The sequence below is a fragment of the Herpetosiphon giganteus genome (genome assembly GCF_016907925.1).
GTDB classification, from domain to species: domain Bacteria; phylum Chloroflexota; class Chloroflexia; order Chloroflexales; family Herpetosiphonaceae; genus Herpetosiphon; species Herpetosiphon giganteus.
The window spans coordinates 39471-64090 of record NZ_JAFBCZ010000016.1 but is presented as its reverse complement, the minus strand read 5'-3'; the positions used below and the strand labels follow the sequence as shown (position 1 = coordinate 64090).

The window sequence follows — 24620 nt, the reverse complement described above, 5'->3', positions numbered from 1 at the left end:
GTGGCAGATCCAAACCAAATTTCATTTTTAGCGCGGGTTCAGCGTCGCTTGCGCTACGATTGGCAAAGTAAATTCATACCACGTTGGTGGCATTTAAATTTGCACCTGCGCAAGCCAATAATCAAGCGAGTACTAGGCTTTGGCGGTGGTCTTGGCGACCAATTATTATGTACAGCAATTTTTCGCGCGTTACGCGAACATGGCGAAGCTGACCTGTGGATGCAAACTAACAATCCCGAATTATTCGCCCATAATCCTGATGTTGCTGGAATTATTCCAGTTATGCCATACTATTTTAAAATTATCGAACAACACAACATGGCCTTTAAACGGCTGAATTATACGACCCATATTAAAGAGCAAGGCCGTGATTTACCACCGCAGCAACATCTAATTACTAATATGGCTTCAGTGCTGGGGATTGATTATCCGGTTGGTATCCGGCCTTATTTGCATTTAACTGCGGCTGAATGTTCACAACATATTATTTCCAAGCCCTATATTGTGGTGCAAAGCTCAATTTTAGCAGCACGTTATCCGATCGCCACCAAAGAATGGTATCCCGAACGGATGCAAATTGTAGTTAATGAATTAGCCAAACGCTTTACGGTAGTTCAACTTGGCATGCCCAGCGATCCCAAACTTGAGCATGTGCTTGATCTACGAGGTAAAGCGAGCATCCGTGAATCGGCAGCAATTTTGCAGGCGGCGCAATTATTTATTGGCTTTGTTGGCTTTCAAATGCACCTCGCACGGGCTGTCGATTGCCGTTCGGTGATTATTTTTGGTGGCCGTGAAGCGCCATTTCAATCGGGCTATAGCTGCAACAGCAATTTGTACACGCCATTAAATTGTGCGCCATGTTGGCTGTGGGAGAATTGCCCAATCGAGCGCCAATGTATGCAGGAAATTACGCTCGAGCAAGTGCTGGCAGCGGTCGAAGACCAATTGGCCTTAGTTGGTCAGCCCTTAAATGTGGATTATATCAAGCCGCGGCCCGCCCATGAGCTGATCGAATTGGAGATTCATCGTGCATGAATTAACCGCAACGCTGGCCAAATTAAGCCAACAACGGGTCTTAATTGTTGGCGATGTGATGCTCGATGAATATATTTGGGGCGATGTTACGCGGATTTCGCCCGAAGCGCCAGTGCCAATCGTCAATGTGCGCTCGCGCAGCTATCGGCCTGGTGGAGCCAGCAACGTGGCCGCTAGCATTGCCGCGCTCAATGCAGAAGTGCTACTTGGCGGCGTAATTGGTGACGATCTGGCTGCCCAACAGCTTAAATTGGCGCTCGAACAGGCGGGCGTTGGCGAAAGCAGCGGCTTGATCAAGGCCCAACGCCCAACCACGCTCAAAACGCGGATTATCGCCCATAACCAACAGATGTTGCGCTATGATAGCGAGGTCAACACTACGCTCGATGCGGCCAGCGAAACTGCGTTGTGTGCGTGGGTTGATAAGCAGATTGCAAATTGTCAGGTTTGCATTCTCTCCGATTATGCCAAGGGCGTGCTCACAGAGCGGGTTTGCCAACATGTGATTCAACAAGCGCGGCGTTACAATATTCCAGTGGTCGTTGATCCCAAGGGCATCAATTATCAGCGCTATGCCCAAGCCAGCGTGATTACGCCTAATCTGCAAGAAACCCAGGTCGTCACTGGCCTCAGCTTACACAGCCTTGAACAACTGCAACGTGCCGCCGATCACTTATTGGATTTGCTGCAAGGCGCGGCGCTTATTATCACCCGCAGCGCTGATGGCATGGCACTCTATCGCAACCAACATGCGCCAGTTTTTTTGCCAACCCACGCTCGCAATGTCTACGATGTGACCGGAGCAGGCGATACGGTCGTAGCCATTTTGGCCTTGGCCTTGGCCAGCGGCAGCAGTTTGGAGCAGGCCATGCAATTGGCCAATATCGCGGCGGGCATCGTGGTGGGCAAAGTTGGCACGGCCACCGTCGATCTGGCCGAATTATCGCAAGCAATCACCAGCCTTTATTCAGTGTAAAAGGAATCGCTATGTCGTGGAAAAGCCGAGTGCGGCCATTTATTCCCAAGCCAATTATGCAGCGCTACATTGCTTGGCGCGTCGCCAGCAATCAAAAAACTGTGCGCCAACGCCTGTTTGAGCAATATGGCCGTTACGCCGAATATACCCTGACCCAACGCTCGTTGCCTGAGTTATTTCCCGAAGGTCGCCAAGCGAGCATCGAAGTGCCAGTTGCCTCGATTGTCCGCGACGATACTATGGAAATGCCCTTGGCCGAATTGTTGTCGTTGGCGGGCGTGACCCAAATTAGCCAGCCCAAAACGATTTTTGAATTTGGCACCTACATGGGCGCAACCACGCGCATGATGGCCCAACATAGCAGCCCCGAAACCAAAATCTACACGCTTGATCTTGATATTAAGACCCGCAACGAATATTTGCGCCGCAATGGCTATCAGTTTGAATTGACTTTCACGCCAGGCCAGCATTTTCACAACACCCCTGAAGCCAGCAAAATCAGCCAACTTTGGCTTGGCTTAGAGCCATTTGATTTTAGCCCGTATTATGGCCAAATGGATCTCGTGTTGGTCGATGCAGATCATTCGTATCCCTTTGTGAAGGCCGATACCGAAGTGGCGCTCAAATTGGTACGGCCTGGTGGCGTGGTGGTTTGGGATGATTATACCTGGGTCGATGCCCACCCTGAGTGTGTTGGCGTAACTCGCTGTGTCAACGAGCTAGCCGATCGCTTACCAATTTATCGCATTCAACAAACCCGCTTAGCAATTTACCGAGTGCCTGCGTGAAACAACGGCTGTGGTTTGTTACCGATAGCACTGGCCTTGGCGGCGCTGAAGGCTATTTAGAAACGCTGTTGCTGAATGCCGATCAACAGCGTTTTGAGCTTGGGTTGTTGATGCCGCCGCGTGCAGCCACCCAACCTTTGATCGATCGGGCCAAAGCTCATGGAGCCAGCATCGCAACCTTGGATGCGGTGCATGAGCATGGTTTATCGTTTAAAGCAGTTAACCAAGCGGCGCAGCTATTTCGCCAATTACGGCCTGATATTGTGCATTTTGTCGTGCCATCGCCACGCCGCGCCGCCGAATTGGTGCTAGGTGCAGCCTTAGCGCGCGTTCCACGCCGCATTATCACCTTCCAATTGGTTACACCAATTCCGCGCTTCAATTGGCTTTCGCACCATTTGCGCTTGCTCAATCGGCGCTGGCAATATGCCACCTTACACGCTGGAATTGCAGTTTCGCAAGGCAATGCCCAGTTGTTACTTGAGCAATTTGGCTTTCCTAAGTGGCGCTTGCACACCATTTATAATGCCGTCGATAGCCAGCGCTGGCAGCCACAACCGCGTGATCCAGCAACCCGCGAGGCTTGGCAAATTCCCCACGATGTGCCACTTTTAGGCGTGGTTGGCCGCTTGAGTCGCCAAAAAGGCCATCAAATATTGTTCGAGGCGCTACCAACAATTTGGCAACAGCAGCCAGATGTTCATGTAGCGCTCATTGGCGAAGGCGATTTGGAGGGTGAATTACGGCAAGCTGCCCAACATTTGCCCAAGCCTGATCAGGTTCATTTTGTCGGCCAACAGCATGCTATGCCCGCAGCATTGGCAGCCCTTGATGTATTTGTGCTGCCCTCGCTGTACGAAGGCTTATCGTTTGCCTTGCTCGAAGCCATGGCCAGTGGGCAAGCGATTGTGGCCAGCAGCACCGACGGCACGCGCGAAGCGATCAGCGATGGCCAACAAGGCTTATTGGTCGAGCCAGGCCAAAGTGCTGCACTAGCCCAAGCCATCGGGCGCATGCTCAGCAACCAATCATTAAATCAAGCTTGTCGCCAAGCCGCTCGCCAACGCATTCAGCAGCAATTTGAATTGCAAACCATGTTGCAACGCACGTTTGAGCTGTATGAAAAAAGAACATAGAACATAGAGCATAGAACACAAAGGCTATAGGCTTCAGGCTATAGGCTATCGGGAATAAGACCAAAAGCCAATAGCCAATAGCCACCTTCCCTTCGTGCTCTTCGTGCTCTTCGTGGATCAGAAATTTAACGCAGCGGCACAGAGGAACAAAGGATGAAGGATGAAATCAAAAGTCAGAAATCAAAAGTCAAATGTCAAAAATCAGAGTGCGAAGAATATAAAAAATAATCATAAAAATCTGTGGCAAAAAAACTTAATCTTCGCGTTCTTCGTGCCCTTCGCGGTTTCCAAATCTAGCCCCTGACCCCTGATCCCTAAGCCCTCGTTGCTCGTGGATCAGCCTAAAGCACGATTGCCCAAACGCCCAAACTGGCCTACAATACTGCTGCGCAAGAGCGCAAGCTGAGACTAAAGCTCAAGCTGAATCGGCACAGTGTGTTAGAAAGTGGAGGTTCGAATCCTCCCCCAGCCACCACATTCGGCTGGGTAGCCCAATTGGCAGAGGCGCAACCACAGCCACTCAAATTCAGATTATCGCTCTAGATTCAGTATTCGCTGTTGAACATCAAGTCAAGCACTATCATGCATATACCGCTGGATGCTAGTTCGAATCTAGCCAGCTCCGCCAAACTTTGGGGCCGTAGTTTAATGGAAAAACCCAGCGCTTTTAGGACTGACGTGGTAGTTTAAACGTATTGATGTGTGCAAATCAATAGCAACAATGAGGCCCGACACTAGGCTAGAGTTCGGGCCTCTCGCATTTAATCAACATCCAACTCATCAAGCCGCTTGCCAGTATGCTGCACTAAATCTCGTCGTTTCGCCCAGCCAACTCGTTGGGCCACATAGATTCCGCGATGGCCAGAAACTGTGTAGGCAATCACGGTTGTCAGCATCAATGGCACGAGCAAAGCCGAGCCAAATAATTCAACGCCCATCAACACGCAAGCCAGCGGCGTATTCGCTGCCCCTGCAAAGACCGCAATCAAGCCCAAAGCCGCCAGCAGATCGCTTGGCAAACCAAAAAGCTGAGCCAAGGCAGAACCAAGCGTCGCGCCAATCACAAACAATGGCGTTACTTCACCACCTTTGAAGCCCACACCCAACGTCAAACCAGTTAACAATAACTTGAGCGCAAAAGCCCATGGTACAACGCCTTGTGGCTCAAATGCTTGGGCGAGCAACGGCAAACTCAGCCCATTGTAATCACGAGTATTCAACAAAAAACTTATAATTACAATCACTAAGCCGCCAAGCATTGCCCGCAGAATTGGATTGGGCAGCCAATGCCGCGATCGGCGCTGCACCAATTCTGTCCAGATCGCAAAAGCAGCACTCGTTAATCCAAAACAAACCCCAGCAACAATCAAAATAATCCAAGTTGTGCTCAAATCAGGGACACTTGCAACCTGATAATGGCTATGCGCAACATTCAACCAGCGCACCACCGCATCGCCAACCAAGGCCGCAGCCAAACATGGCAATAATGCTTCGTAGCGCAAAACCCCAAATGCCAGCACTTCCAGCGCGAAGATCGTGCCAGCAATCGGGGTGCCAAACACACTCGCAAAGCCAGCACTCATACCCATCATCAGCACTAAACGCACTTCAGCCTGCGGCAAACGCCACCAGCGGCCAAGCTGTGCTGCCAAACTTGTGCCCATTTGCACCGCCGTGCCTTCTCGGCCAGCAGAGCCTCCGCCAAGATGGGTCAGCAAGGTTCCAAGCAATACGAGCGGAGCCATCCGCAAGGGAATTTCCGCTGCGTCTGGGATATGCAATTGTTCGATGATCAGATTATTGCCAGCCGCCACGCTCTGGCCAAAACGCTGATAGAGCCAAGCCAACAAGCCACCAAGCAACGGCAAACAAAGCAACAGCCACCAATTGGTGGTTTGCAGCTGAGTTACCCACGCCAAACTGACGAGAAAAAGCGCACTTGCCAAACCAGCAGTTAGCCCAATTGCCAAGGCCAAACCTGTCCAACGCCCAATTTGGCGCATCAGAGGAACAATTGTTGCCACTATCTGCTTCCTAAACTATCCAATCTGATCCTAAAAACTATCCCCGATCCCTAAACCCTGACCCTTGATCTCTCGTCAACCGAATCACGCTAATTTCTGGGCGTTTGGCAAAACGCAACGGCGGGCCAGTAAAGCCCCAACCACGATTAACATAGATCTGGCTGGTGGCAAGTTGATAGCGGCCCTCCACAAAGCGATCACGCGAACGCACGGCGCTTTCGGTCAAGATCGGTACCCAAATCTGGCCGCCATGAGTGTGACCAGAAAGCACGAGTTGCGGCGCATAGGCACTAATCACGCTTGGTGCAAAAATTGGGTTGTGCAACAATGTGATGCATGGATCGCTAGCATGCAGATTGGCAAAGGCCCGCGCCAAATCAATATTGGCATGGCTCCAGCCATTGCCATCATTATGCTTGGGATCGTCCAAGCCAACCAGATTTAAGCGCTCAGCGCCACGCCGAATAACGGTTTGCTGATTGATCAACAAGCCCAGATCGGCGCGTTTAATTGACCAAATCATGCGATCAATATCACCAGTATAATAATCGTGGTTGCCGAGCACCGAAAAAATACCTTCGCGGGCTTGTAATTGGCGCAACGGAATCGTCGCATCGTCGGCAAATTTGGCATGGCGATCAACAAAATCGCCAGTAATCGTCACAATATCTGCATCAAGCCGATTAATCAAGGCCACAGCGCGGGCCACATCATCGGCGGGAGTGTAAGCACACACATGCAAATCGCTCAATTGCACAATCTTAAAGCCCTCGAAGCGGCTTGGCAAATTGGCGATTGGCAGCTCAAGCTCTACAATTTCGGGGTTGAATGGCTCGATCAAGCTGCTATAGCCAACCAAGCCACCAAGCAGGCCAGCCTCGATCATAAAACGCCGCCGATTGAGCGTTTCGTGGGCCAACGGAGCAGTGTTCGAGCTTGAATCAGCCTTCGGTGTTGGCAATAAGCGCCGCCCAAGCCATAAAGGATGGAGCAATAACAACAAGCCTAGCACCAATGGCAAAAACAAGAGCACCCGAAAAACCGCTTGGGCAAGCCAAAAACGCCAGCCAGTTTGCTCAGCTAGCCATTGCCATTCCTTGAGCCAAGCCAAATTCCAGCCAAACAGGCCGCCACATACTGCCAACCCAACCAGCCACAGCAGCATCCCCAATAGCCCAAACCCAAGCTTGCGTTGCACCGCTTGCTCCTCACCTAAACCAGCGCAATTTTAATAATTCTAGCACTCAAGTATGCTGGTAAGTAGGCCTCAATGCAATCAATCGCTAGTCCACCTCCATAACTAGCATTGGGGGAGGAAGAAAGGCAAAAGTCAGAAGGCAAAAATCAAAAGTCAACATTTAACGCAGCGGCGCAGAGAAATAAAGGATGAAGGATGAGGGATGAAGGATGAAGGCAAAATGTAGAAATCAGAAATCAGAAGGCAAAAATCAAAAGTCAGAAATCAGAAGGCAAAATCAACATTTAACGCAGCGGCGCAGAGGAAGCATGGCCCTTGGCTGTAGGCTATTGGCTATCGGGCATCAATTGGTGAAATTTAGGCAATTCGTGGCTAAAAAAGATCAGCTTGTTGGCACTGCGGAATAATCACATAAATCTGTGCCAATCTGTGGCCAACGGCAAGGATGAAGGATGAGGGATGAAGGGATAGGCTCTCCCCATGGAGCTTGACGTTCTTCGCGTCCTTCGCGCTCTTCGCGGTTTCCATCCTTCGTATCCTTCGTGGATCAAGCACTTCGGGGTACAATGCTGGTGGAATATTGTCTGTGTGAGGATGTTTGATGCAGCTTGATCCTCTATTACGCCAAGCAATCGAAGCCGATTCGGGCTTTCAGCTCGAACACATCAGCGTTATCGGCGCTGGTTGGTTTGCCCAAGCCTACCAATTTGAACACAATGCCCAAACTTATGTGGTGCGAATCAGCAAGCACTACCAAGATTTTTTAAAAGATGCATACGCCGCCCAGCATTGGGGCCAATATTTGCCAATCCCACCAATTATTGCGCATCAGCAATTTGCCGATGGCTGGGTCTACGCGATTAGTCCATTCATCGCAGGCCAAACCATCTCAGCGTTTGAGCCACAGCAACTCAGCCAAATCCAGCCGCACCTGTTTCAAACACTGCACCAACTGCATCAACAAGACCTTGGCCCAAGCACAGGCTGGGGTTTGGCCAACAGTCAAGGCCAAGGCCGCTACCAAACATGGGCCGAAGAAATTTTAGATATTGGCAATTATAAATTTGATTATGTTTGGCGCGATTGGTACGAACGACAAGACCAGACCGGAGCCTTATTGCGCCAAGGCTATCGCGTCATGGAAGGGTTACTCAGCACAATCACCACCGAACGCTCATTAATCCATCGTGATTTTGGCTTTGATAATGTGCTTTGCCAGCAGCAGGCAATTGTGGCCGTGCTCGATTGGGCCGAATTTGGCTATGGCGATTGGGTTTACGATCTTGCCCAACAAAGTTGTTATGGTCAGGCTACAAATTATTTACAACCATGGCTGCGATTTGCCCAACAGTACGATATAATTCCCGCTAATCTTGAAAATCGTTTGCACTGTTATTGGCTGCACATGAACTTAACTGATTTGATTGTCGCGCAGCTGCGCAACGATTGGGCTTGGCATCGCGAGATTGTGCCAGAACTAACCGAGTTAATCGAACATCCTGTGCGAGTGAGGCTGAATTCATGAAGATTACCACCCATCAAGAATTAATTGGCTGGCATCGCTATCTCGAAGCATTAGGGCCGCGCCTAACCGGCAGCGAAGCTCATCAGCGCTTTATCGAATTTTTGGCCACCGAATTAACTGCCCTTGGCTGCGAAGTCCAACGCGATCGCTATTTTTTCACGCGCTGGGAAGCTCAAAACTGGGGCTTGGCGCTACAAAACGCCAATCGCAGCGAAACCAGAATTACCACAAGTTTCTACTATCCCTATTCTGGCTGCACGCCTGCCGAAGGCATTCTTGGCGAATTGGTCGATTGTGGCAAAAGCCCAGGCAATTTCCAACAAGCAGCTGGCAAAATTGCTTTGGTCGAAGTTGCGGTTCCAGCTTTGCCAACCATGCTGTTTATTCACCCAACTAAGGCGGCCCAAGCCAGTGCAACCCAACTCCCAAAAACGCTGCGTAACCCAACCCTTGGCTCGTTTCTCGGCGGCCCCGACCTGCAAGCCGCCAAAAAAGCTGGAGTCAAAGCCGTAATTTGCATGTGGTCGAAAATCTCGCCAGCCAATGCAGCAGCCCAATATTTGCCCTTCACCACCAACTACCAAGATTGTCCGGCGCTATGGGTCGATTCAGTGGTAGGACAGCAACTCAAGCAAGCAGCTGCCCAAGGCCAACAAATTCGCTTCACCCTAGAAGTCACGCTAACTGAGCAATGCCCAACTGAGAGCTTGTATGTGGTTTTGCCAAGCCAAACCTCGAACGAAAGTATTTTGATTAACACCCACACTGATGGGCCGAACGCTCCAGAAGAGAACGGTGCGTTCGGCTTATTGGCCTTGGTACGTTGGTTCAAAAACCAAAGCCTTGAGCGAAATTTAATTTTTATCTTTGCAACAGGTCACTTTCAACTGCCGCAACTTGGCAAGCATGGTCAAGCTACCAGCACATGGCTCGCCGAGCACCCAGAATTATGGAACGGCCAGCAATTTCGGGCAGTTGCTGGGGTTACCTTGGAGCATTTAGGCTGTAGCGAATGGCACGATAATCGAGCCTTCACCAGCTATCAACCAACGACCCAACCAGAAATTGAGTTGACCTATACCACCAGCCCAATGCTTGAACAACTGTATTACAGCGCCCTTTTGCAGCGCACCAAGCAGCGCGTGCTCACCATTCTGCCGATCAACGATATTTATTTTGGCGAGGGTGAGCCATTCTACAAAGTCAATATTCCCACAATTTCACTAATTCCTGCGCCCAATTATTTATGCGCTACGCCCAGCAATGCAGCCATCGATAAACTTGATTTTGATTTGATGCAGCAACAAATCGAAACCTTCGCGCGCGTGATTGGATTAATCGATCAAACCAGCTCTAGCCGCTTGGGCGTTGCCGAACCGCAACCATTTAGCTTGGTTGGCAGCCTATTCCGTCGCATGGTCGGCGCAAATCAGGAGCATTAATCGCCTAGAGTTTTAAACATAAAAATATGGTGCAAGGCTAAATTTCTAGCCTTGCACCATTTGCATTTTCAAAATCACATTTTTATTTCAAAAAACCTATTCAAATTCCAAATCAATTTCATAATTGCCGAATAAAAAGCCGCGATAGCGCAACCAGCCACTCATATTTTCGCCAGCTTGATCCTGTAATTCAACTTTATAGACTTGATCATTTTCGCCTGTGCGCCAGAGAAAGGGGCCAAGGCTCAGCCAAGGGCGTTTAATCGCTACAATTTGATATTTTTGCTGCACAGCCCAATCTTCAATATGTTCATCGCGTTTGAGAATCTGATAGCGCCCAAGCAAAAATGCGCCACTCACAACCGCTAAAGTAACCAAAACATACACAAGCATCAAAAACCTCTCCTTTCAAAACAATCTTGCTCTCGATACGCAGTTAATGATTAAACGTTGCGCTGGCATTATTTTTGGTATGCAACCGCAAGGAGCAGCCATGCCAAAATATCCAACAACTCCCGATGGACGCTATTTTGTGGTCAAGCAACGCTTATGGCGCTGTAGCAACCCAAACTTAGATCCTGAAGAACGTCAACATTTGGTCAATCAATTGATGAACGCCCGCCGCGCTGTTGGCCAAGCCAAACGCCAACAAAACCACGAGGCCGAACGCACAGCTCGCGCCGAGGTTCAGCGCTGTAAAGTGGCGCTCGGCGAACGCGGCCCAGTTTGGTGGAACGATCAAGCACCTGATTATAATCGGCGCTTGATCAAAAACACGCCCTATTGGGATTGGTTTCAAGCTTATGAATCGAATCGGACTGTCAGCTGATCGGAGAAAAGCCCGCTAAACCAGCCACCACAGCGAATCCAAACAGCTTGCATCGCGCCTTGCGCATTAATCACATCAACATAGAACACAGTATGGTATTTACTAGAGCGCCAAAAGAAGGGGCCGCGCCGAAACCAGCGTTGCTCAAGCTCGAGAATCTGGTAGCCGTTGCTAGCAGCCCATTGCTGAATTAACTGGACTGAACGTTTATGTTCAAAGACATGCCAAGCGATAATCAGCCCAACCAAACCGACAAATACCAAAAACGAAAATATTGAATCCATAACAACAATCCTTTCAAACTCTCAATTCGTAGAATAGGTATCCTAAAGCTATACGCTAGGCTGCATAGGGAGTTTCAGCATGAGCAATGAGCTATTTTTACGCCGTAAATGGACATTCAAGGCCCATGGTTCGCAAGTGGTAATGATTAAACGCCCAGTCGAATCAAGCGAACATGTGATTATGAAGGCATTAATTTGGGCTTTATATTTGCCCAACTATCCCGAGGCCCGAGTTGAAACACCAATTGGCTTGCGCTATAAGCCTGATGTGATTGCCCTCGATAGTCAAGGAGCACCGCTGTTTTGGGGCGAGGCTGGCCATGTAGGGATGGATAAATTGGAAACGTTGCTCAAGCGCTATCGCCAAACCCATTTTGTGTTTGCCAAATGGGCCAGTAACCTAGAACCATTAACCCAAGTAATTGCCGAATTAACCAGCACGATTAAACGCTCAGCGCCAATCGATCTGCTGTCGATTCCAGTTGATAGTGGCGAGCGCTTTTTCGCTGCCGATGGCACAATTAGCGTTGAGCACAGCCAAATTAAGTATGTGCAGCTAACGCCGCCATAATTTGGCTGACTGTATGTTCGTGATCGTCGCCAGTGCACTGCACCGTAATATCGGCAAATTGTTGGTAGAGCGGCACACGCTCGGCATATAAATCGGCAAAGGTCTGGCCTGGCTGCATCACAATTCCGCGCGAATCCATATCGCTGATCCGTGGCAAAAGTTCAGCAAATTCAATCGCAAGATAGACGATCGTGCCAAGCCGCTGAAAATTGGCCATGGCATCGGGGCTGTAAATCACGCTGCCGCCAGTTGCCACCACATATTGATCAAGCTCTAGCTCGGCGCAATATTGGTTTTCGACTGCGCAAAATTGCTCAGGGCCAAGCCGTTCGAGAATCTCAATCAAGCGGCCATGCTGGCGAGTTTGAATCACCACATCAGTATCAATAAAATCGAAGACCAACGCTTTGGCCAATAAAATACCCAGCGTACTTTTGCCTGAGCCAGGCATGCCAATTAAAATCACATTGCGATGCTGCGCCATTGCCAAATCTCCAAAACACAAGCGAGGTTGTATTATAGCCAAAAAACTCGCACCGCGATCTCATGGAGAGATCAGCGCGGTGCGAGCAATGCAGGGTATTTTTTACCATCGCAGAGCCGGCTCACTGGCTTTGCAATAGTCGCAGATCGAGTAGGATTTAGGATGTTGAAACCACGAAGAACACGAAGAGCACGAAGGGAAATTGGCTATGGGCTATAGGCTTTTGGCTATCGGAATTATTGCAATACTACAAAATATTCCGCTAGCCTAGCGCCATCTATGCTCTGCGCCTCTGCGTTAAACCTAATCCCTGATGACTTCTAAAGCCTACTTTTGACTTTTGATTTCTGACTTCTGACTTTCCTTATGTTCTGTTTCTACCCCTAAATCCTACTCTTCATCCTTCATTCCTCTTCCCTCATCCTTTCTAATGGGCTCCAACAAATTGTTCGTGCTCGGTCGAGCCGCTCAAGGCGGTGGTCGATGACATACCACCGGAAACTGCTTGGGCAACCATATCGAAGTAGCCAGTGCCAACTTCGCGTTGGTGCTTGACGGCGGTGTAGCCTTCGCTTTCGCGGTTGAACTCAGCTTGTTGCAACTGAACATAGGCGCTCATGCCTTGATCGCGGTAGCCAGATGCCAAATCGAACATGCTGTAGTTCAAGGCGTGGAAGCCAGCCAAGGTGATGAATTGGAACTTGTAGCCCATTGCGCCGAGTTCGCTTTGGAACTTAGCAATCGTGGCATCGTCCAAATTGCGCTTCCAGTTGAACGATGGCGAGCAGTTATAGGCCAACAATTTGCCTGGATATTGGGCATGAATCGCTTCAGCAAATTTGCGAGCTTCTTCCAAGTCTGGGGTTGAAGTTTCACACCAAATCAAATCGGCATATGGCGCGTAGGCCAAACCACGGGCAATTGCTGAATCGATGCCGCCGCGAATGCAGAAGAAGCCTTCTGAGGTGCGTTCGCCAGTACAAAACTCGCGATCACGAGGATCAACGTCGCTGGTCAAGAGGTATGCGCCATTGGCATCGGTGCGAGCGACGACCAAGGTTGGTACGTCCATCACGTCGGCGGCCAAACGAGCAGCTTGCAGCGTGCGAATGAAGTGGCTCGTTGGGATAAGCACTTTGCCGCCCAAGTGGCCACATTTCTTTTCTGATGACAATTGATCTTCGAAGTGCACGCCTGCTGCGCCTGCTTCGATCATGGCTTTCATCATTTCGAAGGCATTGAGTGGGCCGCCAAAGCCAGCTTCAGCATCGGCGATAATTGGCGCAAACCAGTAGGTGCCATCTTTCGCTTCTGAATGATAAATTTGGTCGCAGCGTTGCAAGGTTTGGTTGATCCGCTTGACCACTTGTGGCACGCTGTTGGCGGGATACAAGCTTTGATCGGGATACATTTGGCCTGCCATATTGGCATCGGCGGCAACCTGCCAGCCACTCAAGTAAATTGCTTTCAAGCCTGCTTTGACCATCTGCATCGCTTGATTGCCAGTCAGCGCACCCAACGCATGCACGTAATCTTCGCTATGTAAGAGATCCCACAAGCGTTCAGCACCCATACGAGCCAACGTTTGCTCAATAATGACTGAACCGCGCAAACGCACAACATCTTCTGCTGTGTAATCGCGCTGAATCCCCTGCCAACGTGCGTCCGTTGCCCAACCCCGTTCCAGTTCTGTTGTTGAGATACCGTTCGTGGTGTTCATGGCTGACTCCTTTGTCAAATTACAATGGTGGCATGTAGCTCGTTACAATCGCCAAAGCGCTAGGGCAACATCGCCAAAGTAGCGAGTAAAAATCAAATCTATCCCGACACAGCATTGCAGGTTTTAGTCATTGTTGTTTGATGCTAGCACCTGCACGCTGCCAATTTAATTAATCGATTTGGTCGTAAGCAGGAAGGGTGAGAAATTCGGTAAAGGTTGGGTTGGCAACCAGTTGCTCAAACAATTGGCTAGCGCGGGCATAATGACCATTACGATAGCGTTCTGCGCCAACTTCTTGTTCAATTGTGGCTAATTCTTCCACAACCAACTCGCGCACCCATTCGAGGGTAATTTTGCGAAACTCTTCGGTGATGCCATTGGGCTGATGTACCCATTGCCAAACTTGCGCACGGGAGATTTCGGCGGTTGCTGCATCTTCCATCAAATTGTAGAGCGGCACACAGCCTAAGCCACCAAGCCAAGCCTCGATATATTGGATACCAACGCTGATATTTTTGCGCAAGCCTTGCTCGGTAATTGGCGCTGATGGCTCGAAACGCAGCAAATCATCGGCGGTAATTTCAACTTCAAGCTGCTTGCCAATTTGGTTAGCTTCAGGCATCAAGGCATCAAAGGCGGCCTTGGCCAACGGAACCAAGCCTGGGTGAGCAACCCATGTGCCGTCGTGGCCGTCGCGGGCTTCGCGCTCTTTATCTGCTTGAACTTTGGCGAGGGCTTCGGCATTGGCTTGGGCATCGTGCTTAATCGGAATCTGAGCTGCCATACCGCCCATCGCATGCGCACCACGGCGATGGCAAGTTTTGATCGCCAGCAACGAGTATGAGCGCATAAAGCGTGAGGTCATCGTTACGAAAGCCCGATCAGCAAGCACAAAATGCTCAAGTTTGGCAAATTTTTTGATGCAGCTGAAGATGTAATCCCAGCGGCCACAGTTGAGGCCAGCAGAGTGGTCGCGCAATTCGTAGAGAATTTCGTCCATCTCGAAGGCTGCCAAAATTGTTTCGATCAAGACAGTTGCTTTGATCGAGCCATGGGGCAGGCCGAGTTGCTTTTGGGCAAAGACGAAAACATCATTCCACAAACGGGCTTCGCGATGGCTTTCGAGTTTTGGTAGATAAAAGTAAGGAGCAGAGCCACGGGCGAGTAAGGTTTTGGCATTGTGGAATAAGTACAAACCAAAATCGAACAAACCGCCAGCCATTGGTTCGCCATCAACGGTGACATGCTTTTCGAGCAAGTGCCAGCCGCGAGGCCGCACAAACAACACCGCAACGTGGTCATTTAAGCGATAGGCTTTGCCAGCTTCGTTGGTGAAGCTAATCGTGCGGTTGACTGCATCGCGCAAATTCAATTGACCGCTGACCAAGTTATCCCAGCTTGGAGTGGTGGCATCTTCACAGTCGGCCATGAAGACGTTGGCTCCAGAGTTGAGCGCATTGATGATCATTTTGCGATCGATTGGCCCAGTGATTTCAACCCGCCGATTGCGAATTTCATCAGGAATTGGGGCAATTTGCCAGTCGCTGGCTCGAATGCTAGCAGTTTCAGCGAGAAAATCAGGGCGTTCGCCTGCATCGAGTCGGCTTTGGCGTTCCACTCGTCCGTGCAATACGTCGCGGCGAGTTTGGTCAAAGCTGCGATGCAAAGCAGCTAAAAAGTGGAGAGCTGGTTCCGTCAACAATTCCGCCGCAGCGGGGGTGATGGGGGCGTTGATTTTCACGCCATGTTGCCGATCAGTCATGCGGTCGTTCCTTTCCGGTGCGTCACCATCGACGTTGGATTGGTGCATGGATTCTAGTAAAAACAGGCTTGGTAGATAATTTTTATCGCCAGCGAATTTTCACTGAGCGAAGAATATCACAATGTTTTAAAGCTGTCAAGCGAATATTCGCTAGCAGATAATTTAGTATATTTTAATCCAATGAAGAGCATGAAGGACACGAAGTTGAAACCGCGAAGCACGCGAAGAGCGCGAAGCTGTATTTTTAGCCACAGATTCCCACAGATGTTGAGGATTAGGCTATAAGCTTTTGACTTTTCACTTTTGCCTTTTGATTTGGTATTTCATCCCTCATCCTTCATAATTCATCCTTAAAAAAAGGGGATCGAGCCACTATAGCCCGATCCATATGTTCTATGTGTAATGGTACATGAGGTTAACCGCCGCCTGATCCCCTCACCCCAACCCCTCTCCCACGGCGCGGGCGAGGGGCTTTAATCTTGTGGTTCTACCGCACGGCGTGGTGAAATGGGTGCTCCCCCTCGCCCGCGTTTTCGTGGGAGAGGGGGACACGGTTGCCAATCCCAAATCCCTATGTTCTATGCTCTATGTTCTATGTTCTATGCTCTTTGCTCTATGTTCTTCTAATGAAACGCCGCCATGCCAGCAGCGCCGGTTTCGCCATCTTGCTCGACTTGCGCGCCAGCTTTTTTGCGTCCGCCGCGTAGTTCGATTTCTTTGAGGAAGAAGACGACCACAAAGCCCAAAACCGTGATCCCAAAGCTGAAGATAAACACATGGTGAATACCATCAACCAAGCCATATTTGACCGCGCCCAACAAGGTGTTGTAGAGCGCTTGGCCTTGCTCGCCGCCTTGGGCAAACTGCGCCTGAATCAGCGATTGGGTTTCAGGCGAAAGCAAAATTTGCGGATTGTTGAAGGCTGCCAAGCTTTCGGCTGGTACGCTTTGCACAATTTCAGCAGGAATTGCTGCTTTGAAGGCTGGCAAATAGGCCGAGTTCATCACCGAACCCATTGCCGCCAAAGCAATTGTGCTACCAATCGAGCGGAAGAAGGTTAAGGCTGAGGTTGCTTGGCCAATTTTGTTGGGCAAGGCATTTTGGGTAATCAAGGTATACAGCGACATGCCAGCGCCCATGCCCAAGCCTAACACAACCATATCAATCGCCACATTGGTATTGGTCGAATTCAAATCGAGTTGCAGCAGCAAGAAGCCGCCCAACACGCTAATTGCCATGCCCACAATTGCAATGATTTTGTATTTGCCAGTTGCGGCCACGATTTGGCCCGCCACCACGCTACAAATAATCGCAGTCAGCATCAACGGGGTCATAATCAAGCCACTATTGGTAATCGAGGTGCCAATCACGCCTTGCACAAACAAGGGCAAGAAGAAAATATTACCAAACAGCGCCATATTCGAGATGATTGTAATCAGCACCGAAATGCGGAAAATGCTGTTTTTGAAGAGGCTTGGTTCGATAATTGGCTGGCCATTATTGCGTTCGAGCCATGCTTCATAGGCAATAAATGCGCCCAAAAACACAATCGATAAGCCAAACATGCCCAAAACTTGGGCTGAGAGCCAAGCATATTTCGAGCCAGCCCAGGTGAAGCCCAGCAACAGCGGAACCGTCCCAACAACCAACAAAATCGAGCCGATGTAGTCAATTTTGACCCGTTGGGCTTTGCGTCCAAGGGTTGGCATCAAGAAAATCAAGGTCAAGAGCGCGATAATCCCCAACGGCAAGTTGACGTAGAAAATCCAGCGCCATGAAACGTGTTCGGTCAACCAGCCACCAGCGGTTGGCCCAAGGATGGCCGAAATCCCAAAAACCCCACCAGTGATGCCTTGCCAGCGAGCGCGTTCGCGCGGCGTGAACAAATCGCCAACAATCGCCAAGGCAATCGGCATCAAGGCGGCTGCGCCTAAACCTTGCAAGCCACGAAAAATAATCAATTGGTTCATGCTTTGGGCCGCGCCACACAAGCCAGAGCCAATCAAAAAGACAATTAAGCCAAAGATAAAGAGCGGCTTACGCCCAAACATATCTGAAAGCTTGCCATAAATTGGCACCATCACCGTTGAAGCCAACAGATAGGCCGTCGTAACCCAGGTATAGCGATCAAAGCCGTGCAATTCGGTGATAACTTTGGGCATCGCCGTGCCAACGATTGTTTGATCAAGTGAGGCCAACAGCATCACCAAGAGCACGCTCAACATTGTGAGCAAGGTTTCGCGCTTGGTATAGCGTGGCTGTTCAAATTCGGCTGCTGCTGAAGCCGTTTGCTTAATTGCCGTTTCCATTCCGCGCCTTTCTTAAGCTTGCTTCCGTGAAATCCCATGGAAGAAAATTTGGATTATTTGAGGCAGCAACTCTTCAAACGCCACTGTTTGATCAGTTGTCAGATGATGATAGTTGCGAGGTGAAAGCAAATTGAGATACATCACAATCATCACTTTGGTTGAAATGTGCTGATCAAATTCCCCCTGAGCTTTGCCCTGCTCGATAATTGCCCGTAGCAAATTGCGTGCATGATCAATGATTGGCTGGGTTCGTTCGTGTTTTTCAGCAAAGCGCGAACGCATATCGGCACTACCAAACACTTCGAGAAAAATCTGCATGCGCCGCGCTTCGCTTGGATCGTAAGTGCGACGCAAAATCGCTTCCAAGCGTTCGCGAGCGCTGCTGGTGCTCGCCGCCACTTCTTCGATCACCTGCACAAAGTTTTGTAATTGCCCTTCCACCAAGGCAATCATCAAATCTTCTTTGCTGGGAAAGTGTAAATAGACCGTGCCTTTGGCAATCCCAACTTGGCCCGCAATGTCGTCAATCGAGGTTTCGTGATAGCCACGCTCCAACAAAATCGTTTGGGCGGCCTCTAAAATCAGGCGCGCCCGTTCTTCGCGTTGGCGCTCTTTCAACGACACGGCAGGCTTGGTCGGTTTCTCAGGGCTTGGCATGCTCAGTTCCTTACGCTCAGCCATTATTTGACCATCAAATAAAATATGACTGACAAGTCAAATAATAACTCTAACACTATTCGATGTCAATTCGGTCATAAGTCCTAGGACTTGGGGTTAAATAATAACAGCGCCAAAGGCTGGCGCTGTTGCTGATTGCTTGAGGATTAACAACATTATGGCAATAAGGTACGCCGAATCTCGGCAATCGCGGCATTACGGCGGTCGCGCAGTTGCTCGCCCCACAGCACGGTTGGAACCGATTTCCGCACCGCACAATCGTCAATTGGGCAGCGCTGGCAGGTTTCATGAATCACCGTGCGATGAATCGCCGGATCATCAACAAACTTAATCACCTTCGATAACTCAGGCGTGAAGCGAAAACCAACCACCACGCTGCTGCCGACGGTTGGTGTAAGCACCAAGGGTCGAGCAAACCCAATATCCAAGAAGCGATCTTGGCTTTCTAAAAATTGCGAAATTTGCACATCGACCAACGGCTGCTGCTGTGGTCCCGTTTGCTCAGATAAGTTGATCAGCAGGCGCGAGGCCAACCAACGCCGACAATAGTGTTCATGTAAACCGATTCCACTTGGCAGCAACAAGCGATTCATATTGATCCGTTTGATCAGTTTGTACGAACCATCGACATTGTGAAAGCGCAAAAAGTGCAGCGAAATGCCAAAGGCCGCTGGAATCACCTCGCTAAACCGATAGAGCAACATTTCGGGCGTTACATCATAGTGATTGAGCATCGCCAGCAGCGGCTCGGCACTCCAGCTGGTTTGATTGAACAAGGTCGAAATATCGGCAATCATCGGCTGGCGGGGCATTAATAAAGCTCCGCCAAAATATGAGGCTTTAAAATCATTCGAAACTTGGCGAAACGACAACACTTGATCGGGCGTTGAGGTGACTGAGCGCTCGTTCAGTCCCAAGGCGGCATAGCCAAGCTCGCGCGCCAAAATAAATTTGCGCTGTAACTCATATAAATTTGGGTTGATCAGCAAGGTTTTGCGCGGTGTGTCGATATAAACAGCGCGATAATGCGAAAGTAGCTCGTGATCAGCCAAGGTGGTTTCATCAACCCGATAGCCAAATTGTTGCTGCAAAATCTGCTTAAGCTGCTCGATGCCCACCGGAAACAAATTAAGGTGATATTTGGCAGCAAAGGCTTCAGCCTCTTCTTCGATTTCGGGAAAATAATTTTCGTGAATTTCTTGATACGAACGCAGCGCTGCCCGAAAGAAATGCTCATCCTTCATATCGTATTGGCGCGCAATCTCCCAAATGGCGTGCAACAAGGCGCTCGCTTTATCGGGAGCTTTGGTAAATAAGCCAACCAACTCATTGGGATCAAGCTCAAATTCCTCGAAGGGAAAATGGCGCAACAACGGCGATGAAAGCATATTTTCGAGGTAAGCCAAAGCAGGATTCAGCTTAATCGAGACCAATTCATCGTAGGCTTTGCCCAGCACATGGGCCATTTTAACAATTTTATCGGGCTTGGGATATTTGCGTCCCTTCTCCATCTCAGTCACATACGATGGCGATAACTCGGCTCGTGCAGCAAATTCGGTCAGACTTAAATTGGCTTCGAGGCGGGCTTGACGCAGTTTCATGCCAAAAATTAAATTAATAACATCAGTACTCATTCGATTCCTTCATGCTGCAAAGTCTCTGAACATAGCGTGAGGCAAACACTCTCGCTTAACTATACCATCAGAATCGACCAGCTTGATTATGCTCAGTCGCAAGGCGGAGATATTTAATCGGCCTAAGGCTGATGGCAAAGCGCGGCCAGCAAACGATACTTGAGCGTAGCAACCAATCAAACCAACCAAGCAGGAGCATCCAAAATTTTATGACAGAGCAACAGCAATCAATTCACCTTGCCAACCTACCGCAGATTGACGGCTTGCAGGTGCGTTTCTTTCGCGATGATACAGACTTTGCCGCGATGGCTGAGATTTTTACCGCCGCCTCAAAAGCCTTGGCCGAACGCAATATTACAACGACTGAGGATATTCAACGCCAATATCGCAACACCCCAAATACTGATCTGCATAAAGATCTGGTGATTATCGAAGTTGATCATCAACCAATTGGCTATGCATTTAGTCGTTGGTACGATGAAACTGCGGGCAACCGAATTTTACGCGCAATCGCTCATATTCGACCAGAATGGCTCAATCGCGGGATTGGCCATGCAATTCTGGCCTATCAAGAACAACGGCTACGTGAAATTCATGTCGAGAACCCCACCAGCAACACACCCTTCTTCCAAACATATGGCTTTGATCGTAACCCCTATAGTGCCAAGCTTTATCAAGAATTTGGCTATGCGGTGGCACGGCGTGGTTTCAGCATGAAACGCGATTTGAGCCAGCCGATTGGCAGCCAAGAGCTACCCGCAGGCATCGAAACCCGCCCAAGCCCACCCGAAGTTTATCGCCAAATTTGGGCAGCCGATGCCGAAGCTTTCCGCGACCATTGGGGCTATTCCGAGCCAACCGAAGCCGATTTTCAGCGCTGGGTTCAATCGCCATTCTTCCAGCCCGAGCTTTGGCAAGTGGCATGGCAGGGTGATGAAGTGGTGGGAATGGTGCTCAACTATCTTGATCAGAACGAAAATAGCGAGTACAACCTCAAGCGTGGCTATACCGAAGGCATCAGTGTGCGCCGACCATGGCGCAAACAAGGCGTAGCCTCAGCCTTGATTAACCGCAGCCTTACGATGTTTCGCGAGCTGGGCATGACCGAGGCAGCCTTAGGGGTGGATAGCGAAAACCCAACCGGTGCATTAAGGGTCTATCAACAATGTGGCTTCGAGGTTGAATATAGTTCAAGCACCCATCGCAAACCGTTGGCATAGCATAAAGAACAAAGAACATAGAGCATAGCTGTAATAGTTCATGAGGTTAACCACGGCTTGATCCCCTCACCCCAACCCCTCTCCCACGTAGCGGGCGAGGGGCTTTAATCCTGTGGGTCTGCCGCACAGCGTGGTGAACATGGGTGCTCCCCCTCACCCGCGTTTTCGTGGGCGAGGGGGGATCAAGTCATATATCAGTACACATATTAGCGTTTGGTGCGATTAACTTGATCTGGATGAACAGCTTGTTGGCATAATTTAAAGCCGCATTCGTTAGTGCTTAATCGGAATGTTCATTGGCAGCAAAACTATTTGGCGGCGTGTAAAGCCGAAAATCTTGGAAACGGCAAATAACTGGGGTTGGCGATTGGCTAATAATCCCCAGATCAAGCCGCGCCTGCGGCAAGCGCTCAATTTCTGCCGAGCCAACCCAAACATTATTGATAAAAAAATGATGTTTCTGCCCAATAACCAATAGGCCCAATTGATTAAACGCAGCTGGGCGGATCATTGGAGCATTGGTACGATCAAGGTGAATCTGAAAATAATCGCCGCCGTTGCGAGTGCTGATTACCGACGCAATTTGGAGTTGGTCGCGAATGCGAAAAATTGCATGGCTGGCATCGCTGATTTCTTCAAAAATAAGCGCAAACCCATCATTTTCGCTGCCGCCCGCGACGCGTTGGGCATAGACGCTTAGGTAATAGCTCGGCGGCGCAAAACAGTGGGAATCGCCGCCAATAAAAACATCATTATGAAAACGATTATGTAATGTTAGTTGATAATTACCATTGATCATCGTTCGCTCAACGCGGCAAACCCCATCATCTTTATAGCCTAAGCCCCAATGTTGGCTATTTGAAACAAACGAATCGTGGATGATAAGCTGCCATGTTGATTGCACCGTTGCCAGCGAAACATCCAGATCAGCAACTGCATCAACCCGCGAAACCAACTCCTCACGATAGCGCACAATCGCATATTTCTGCAAAACATCATGCTGCGTGCCATAAGTATTCCATGCTTCTTTGACCGAACATAGCAGCAAATCGGCCTCTAACGCAGTCAAGCCCAAGGCTGTGGCTAAGCGCAAAACCTGATCTTTGAAGCGTGGCGTATGTTTGCCGGTGAACCAATTACTCAGGGTAGGCACCGACACACCTACTGTTTGGGCAAGACTATTTTGATTGATTATCTCGCTACGGCTGCGTTCGAAAAAGATTCGTAACAATTCGGCAAAGGTATAGGCTTGATAGCGATAATCCATTATTCCCCCTGAAAAATCCACACGATTGGCTGTTCAAGCAGGCAATTGATTCGTGAGTGCTAAAAAAACATAACTGCAAGCTGCAACGCCTTGGTAAAGTAGCTGCATCAAGTTCTTGTGCTGCGCAGCATACGAAATTCAGAGCAAGCAACGTGAATCGCGAATTCATGCTTAATTGAATCAAGGAGCCTGTGCCGTATGAATAGCCTTAGTACGCGTGAATGTGATGTGTTGGAATTGGTTGATCAAGGCTGTAGTGATGCAGAAATTGCCCAGCGTTTGGATATTTCGATTTGGACTGTGCGCAGCCATCTGCGCAATAGCGCGAGCAAACTTGGGGTCAAATCGCGCCAACAAGCAGTTTATGCCGCCCGCAATCAGCAAGCGCTCAAACCAGCGGCGCAGGGCAAAAATCGCTAAATTTAGCGATGTGTTTTCCTAGGCGATTGAGTATTATCGTGCTATCCCATAATCCAATACTTCACACCCACAGAGCAATGCTTGCAACCATTTCCTGATTCGTTTTTGCCGCTTGCAATAGGCTCAAACTATCCAGCTGGATTAGGTAAACAATTGATCGTGGCTGGCAGGCGGTTTATAGCCAGCTAAACCCTTGGCATCCACGATCATCAATTCAAGCTTGAGTTAGGCATTATTACGCCAAAGGAGCATCCATGAGCAAGCAAGCAGTTCAACTTACGGCTAACGAACAGCGGATTATGCAAATTCTGATTCAAGGCAAAACCAACAAAGCAATCGCCCACCAACTCCACACCACCGAAGGCACAATTGAAACCAGCCTCCACCGCATCTACACGAAACTCAACGTCGATAATCGCGTCAGCGCCACCCTAGCCTATCTCGCGCTTGAACCCACGCAACATGCTAGGGATGCCTAACATAACTGCAAATCGCTAGGAGATCCTAGCAGCGCAATTATACCGCGATCGCTATACTCTGCTCAAGCCAAATGTTTAAATTTTGTAAAAGGAGAATAGATATGTAGCAAAAGCTAAGGACTTCGATTGATACATAGCATCGATTAGCAATCCTCGCAGAACATACCACTCAGCATCCATCAATCGATACCTATCCACTGATTAATCGCAAACTATAAAGCACGAGATTAAGCACTTTAGATTTGGAGTCGTATTATGCACAAGCGGATGTATGGATGGTTATTGCTCGCAATGTTGCTCACGGTGTTTAATCATATTAATAATGCAACAAGTCACGCGCAATCAAACGACAAAACTGCACCCAACGAAGCCTTCATTTCGCGAATTAGCAATAATGGTACGGGCAAATGCATGAATGTTTATGGTGGTTCACAGAATGATGGTGCTGATATTATTCAATGGCCATGTAACAGCGATACTAACGAACAATTTTATTTTGAGGCTGATGGCGGTGTGCACAAAGATATTGAAACGGAGATAGAATATCCAACTTACCGAATCAAAACCTATGGCGGCGAAATTGGCAAATGCTTCGATGTATATAAAGATTTAGATCTGCCAGGCACTCGGGTAGTCCAATGGAATTGTCATAGCGGAAATAATCAGCGCTGGATTCGTAAATATACCGACTATGGATATGCTATCGTATCGGTTAAAAGTAATTTATGTTTGCAACCATCCCAAGGTTCAAGCGCTGATGCAATTCGTATTCTGCAAGTATCGTGCGATAATTGGCAAAATAGACAAACCTTACTTTGGCAATATTCCTAAATCGT

General features: G+C 49.2%; 23 protein-coding genes. 12 read left to right on the top strand and 11 right to left on the bottom strand.

From position 1 onward, the window contains the following. Genes JOD20_RS15250 through JOD20_RS15235 form a run of 4 tightly spaced genes read left to right on the top strand, consistent with a single transcriptional unit; the run spans window position 1 to window position 3938 of the window. A complete protein-coding gene (locus JOD20_RS15250) occupies window positions 1-1038 on the top strand; it encodes a glycosyltransferase family 9 protein (RefSeq protein WP_204756093.1) in 1038 nt (345 codons plus the stop codon). Beyond that, window positions 1031-2014 carry a D-glycero-beta-D-manno-heptose-7-phosphate kinase gene (rfaE1, locus tag JOD20_RS15245; protein WP_204756092.1) on the top strand — a complete coding sequence of 328 codons (984 nt, stop codon included), beginning with the start codon at window positions 1031-1033 and terminating at the stop codon, window positions 2012-2014. Before JOD20_RS15250 ends, rfaE1 begins: the two co-directional genes overlap by 8 nt. Before the next feature lie 11 nt (window positions 2015-2025). Further along, window positions 2026-2802, top strand: coding sequence for a class I SAM-dependent methyltransferase (locus tag JOD20_RS15240; protein WP_204756091.1), 777 nt, complete (start codon window positions 2026-2028; stop codon window positions 2800-2802). Continuing rightward, complete coding sequence (locus tag JOD20_RS15235; protein WP_204756090.1) at window positions 2799-3938, top strand: glycosyltransferase; 1140 nt, start codon at window positions 2799-2801, stop codon at window positions 3936-3938. Before JOD20_RS15240 ends, JOD20_RS15235 begins: the two co-directional genes overlap by 4 nt. 761 nt (window positions 3939-4699) lie before the next feature. Here the strand turns inward: JOD20_RS15235 and JOD20_RS15230 are convergent. After that, complete coding sequence (locus tag JOD20_RS15230) at window positions 4700-5962, bottom strand: chloride channel protein (RefSeq protein ID WP_204756089.1); 1263 nt, start codon at window positions 5960-5962, stop codon at window positions 4700-4702. Between the two features lie 37 nt (window positions 5963-5999). Then, a complete protein-coding gene (locus tag JOD20_RS15225; protein WP_204756088.1) occupies window positions 6000-7160 on the bottom strand; it encodes a metallophosphoesterase in 1161 nt (386 codons plus the stop codon). A 601-nt stretch (window positions 7161-7761) separates the two neighbouring features. On the opposite strand from JOD20_RS15225, the gene JOD20_RS15220 reads away from it, so the two are divergent. Next, window positions 7762-8685: a phosphotransferase family protein gene (locus tag JOD20_RS15220; RefSeq protein WP_204756087.1), complete on the top strand. Its 924-nt coding sequence runs from the start codon at window positions 7762-7764 to the stop codon at window positions 8683-8685. Then, a complete protein-coding gene (locus JOD20_RS15215) occupies window positions 8682-10127 on the top strand; it encodes a zinc-binding metallopeptidase family protein (protein ID WP_204756086.1) in 1446 nt (481 codons plus the stop codon). Before JOD20_RS15220 ends, JOD20_RS15215 begins: the two co-directional genes overlap by 4 nt. A 96-nt stretch (window positions 10128-10223) precedes the next feature. Here the strand turns inward: JOD20_RS15215 and JOD20_RS15210 are convergent, their stop codons facing one another. After that, a complete protein-coding gene (locus JOD20_RS15210; protein WP_204756085.1) occupies window positions 10224-10520 on the bottom strand; it encodes a hypothetical protein in 297 nt (98 codons plus the stop codon). Between the two features lie 100 nt (window positions 10521-10620). Between JOD20_RS15210 and JOD20_RS15205 the strand changes: the two genes are divergently transcribed. Beyond that, window positions 10621-10956 (top strand): hypothetical protein, encoded by a 336-nt coding sequence (locus JOD20_RS15205; RefSeq protein WP_204756084.1) that lies wholly within the window; start codon window positions 10621-10623, stop codon window positions 10954-10956. On the opposite strand, the gene JOD20_RS15200 is transcribed toward JOD20_RS15205, so the two are convergent. Next, on the bottom strand, window positions 10929-11240 hold the full coding sequence (locus JOD20_RS15200; RefSeq protein ID WP_204756083.1) for a hypothetical protein: 312 nt from the start codon (window positions 11238-11240) through the stop codon (window positions 10929-10931). The two genes, JOD20_RS15205 and JOD20_RS15200, sit on opposite strands and share 28 nt — an antisense overlap. 79 nt (window positions 11241-11319) lie before the next feature. On the opposite strand from JOD20_RS15200, the gene JOD20_RS15195 reads away from it, so the two are divergent. Beyond that, complete coding sequence (locus JOD20_RS15195; protein WP_204756082.1) at window positions 11320-11811, top strand: hypothetical protein; 492 nt, start codon at window positions 11320-11322, stop codon at window positions 11809-11811. On the opposite strand, the gene JOD20_RS15190 is transcribed toward JOD20_RS15195, so the two are convergent. From JOD20_RS15190 to JOD20_RS15165, 6 genes are all read right to left on the bottom strand, one after another. Beyond that, the gene (locus JOD20_RS15190; RefSeq protein WP_204756081.1) at window positions 11783-12295 is read right to left on the bottom strand and encodes a shikimate kinase; all 513 of its coding nucleotides are present in this window, start codon (window positions 12293-12295) and stop codon (window positions 11783-11785) included. The two genes, JOD20_RS15195 and JOD20_RS15190, sit on opposite strands and share 29 nt — an antisense overlap. Window positions 12296-12722: 427 nt before the next feature. Next, window positions 12723-14015, bottom strand: a complete 1293-nt coding sequence (gene aceA / locus JOD20_RS15185; protein ID WP_204756080.1) for an isocitrate lyase — start codon at window positions 14013-14015, stop codon at window positions 12723-12725. A 169-nt stretch (window positions 14016-14184) separates the two neighbouring features. Continuing rightward, window positions 14185-15777, bottom strand: coding sequence for a malate synthase A (gene aceB / locus JOD20_RS15180; RefSeq protein ID WP_204756079.1), 1593 nt, complete (start codon window positions 15775-15777; stop codon window positions 14185-14187). 623 nt (window positions 15778-16400) lie between these two features. After that, on the bottom strand, window positions 16401-18086 hold the full coding sequence (locus JOD20_RS15175) for an MDR family MFS transporter (RefSeq protein ID WP_204756078.1): 1686 nt from the start codon (window positions 18084-18086) through the stop codon (window positions 16401-16403). 12 nt (window positions 18087-18098) lie between these two features. Continuing rightward, on the bottom strand, window positions 18099-18743 hold the full coding sequence (locus JOD20_RS15170; protein WP_204756077.1) for a TetR/AcrR family transcriptional regulator: 645 nt from the start codon (window positions 18741-18743) through the stop codon (window positions 18099-18101). Window positions 18744-18919: 176 nt separating this feature from the next. Next, window positions 18920-20398, bottom strand: coding sequence for a helix-turn-helix domain-containing protein (locus JOD20_RS15165; RefSeq protein ID WP_204756076.1), 1479 nt, complete (start codon window positions 20396-20398; stop codon window positions 18920-18922). A 209-nt stretch (window positions 20399-20607) separates the two neighbouring features. On the opposite strand from JOD20_RS15165, the gene JOD20_RS15160 reads away from it, so the two are divergent. Beyond that, complete coding sequence (locus JOD20_RS15160) at window positions 20608-21618, top strand: GNAT family N-acetyltransferase (RefSeq protein ID WP_204756075.1); 1011 nt, start codon at window positions 20608-20610, stop codon at window positions 21616-21618. Between the two features lie 280 nt (window positions 21619-21898). Here the strand turns inward: JOD20_RS15160 and JOD20_RS15155 are convergent, their stop codons facing one another. After that, entirely contained in the window at window positions 21899-22885 is a 987-nt protein-coding gene (locus tag JOD20_RS15155; RefSeq protein WP_204756074.1) for a helix-turn-helix transcriptional regulator, read from the bottom strand. Between the two features lie 198 nt (window positions 22886-23083). Between JOD20_RS15155 and JOD20_RS15150 the strand changes: the two genes are divergently transcribed. The 3 genes from JOD20_RS15150 to JOD20_RS15140 all read left to right on the top strand — a co-directional run bounded on the left by JOD20_RS15150 (window position 23084) and on the right by JOD20_RS15140 (window position 24615). Then, a complete protein-coding gene (locus JOD20_RS15150; RefSeq protein WP_204756073.1) occupies window positions 23084-23305 on the top strand; it encodes a helix-turn-helix domain-containing protein in 222 nt (73 codons plus the stop codon). Window positions 23306-23559: 254 nt separating this feature from the next. Further along, on the top strand, window positions 23560-23784 hold the full coding sequence (locus tag JOD20_RS15145) for a response regulator transcription factor (protein WP_204756072.1): 225 nt from the start codon (window positions 23560-23562) through the stop codon (window positions 23782-23784). Window positions 23785-24039: 255 nt separating this feature from the next. Continuing rightward, window positions 24040-24615: an RICIN domain-containing protein gene (locus JOD20_RS15140; protein ID WP_204756071.1), complete on the top strand. Its 576-nt coding sequence runs from the start codon at window positions 24040-24042 to the stop codon at window positions 24613-24615. The last annotated feature ends 5 nt before the right edge of the window (window positions 24616-24620 follow it).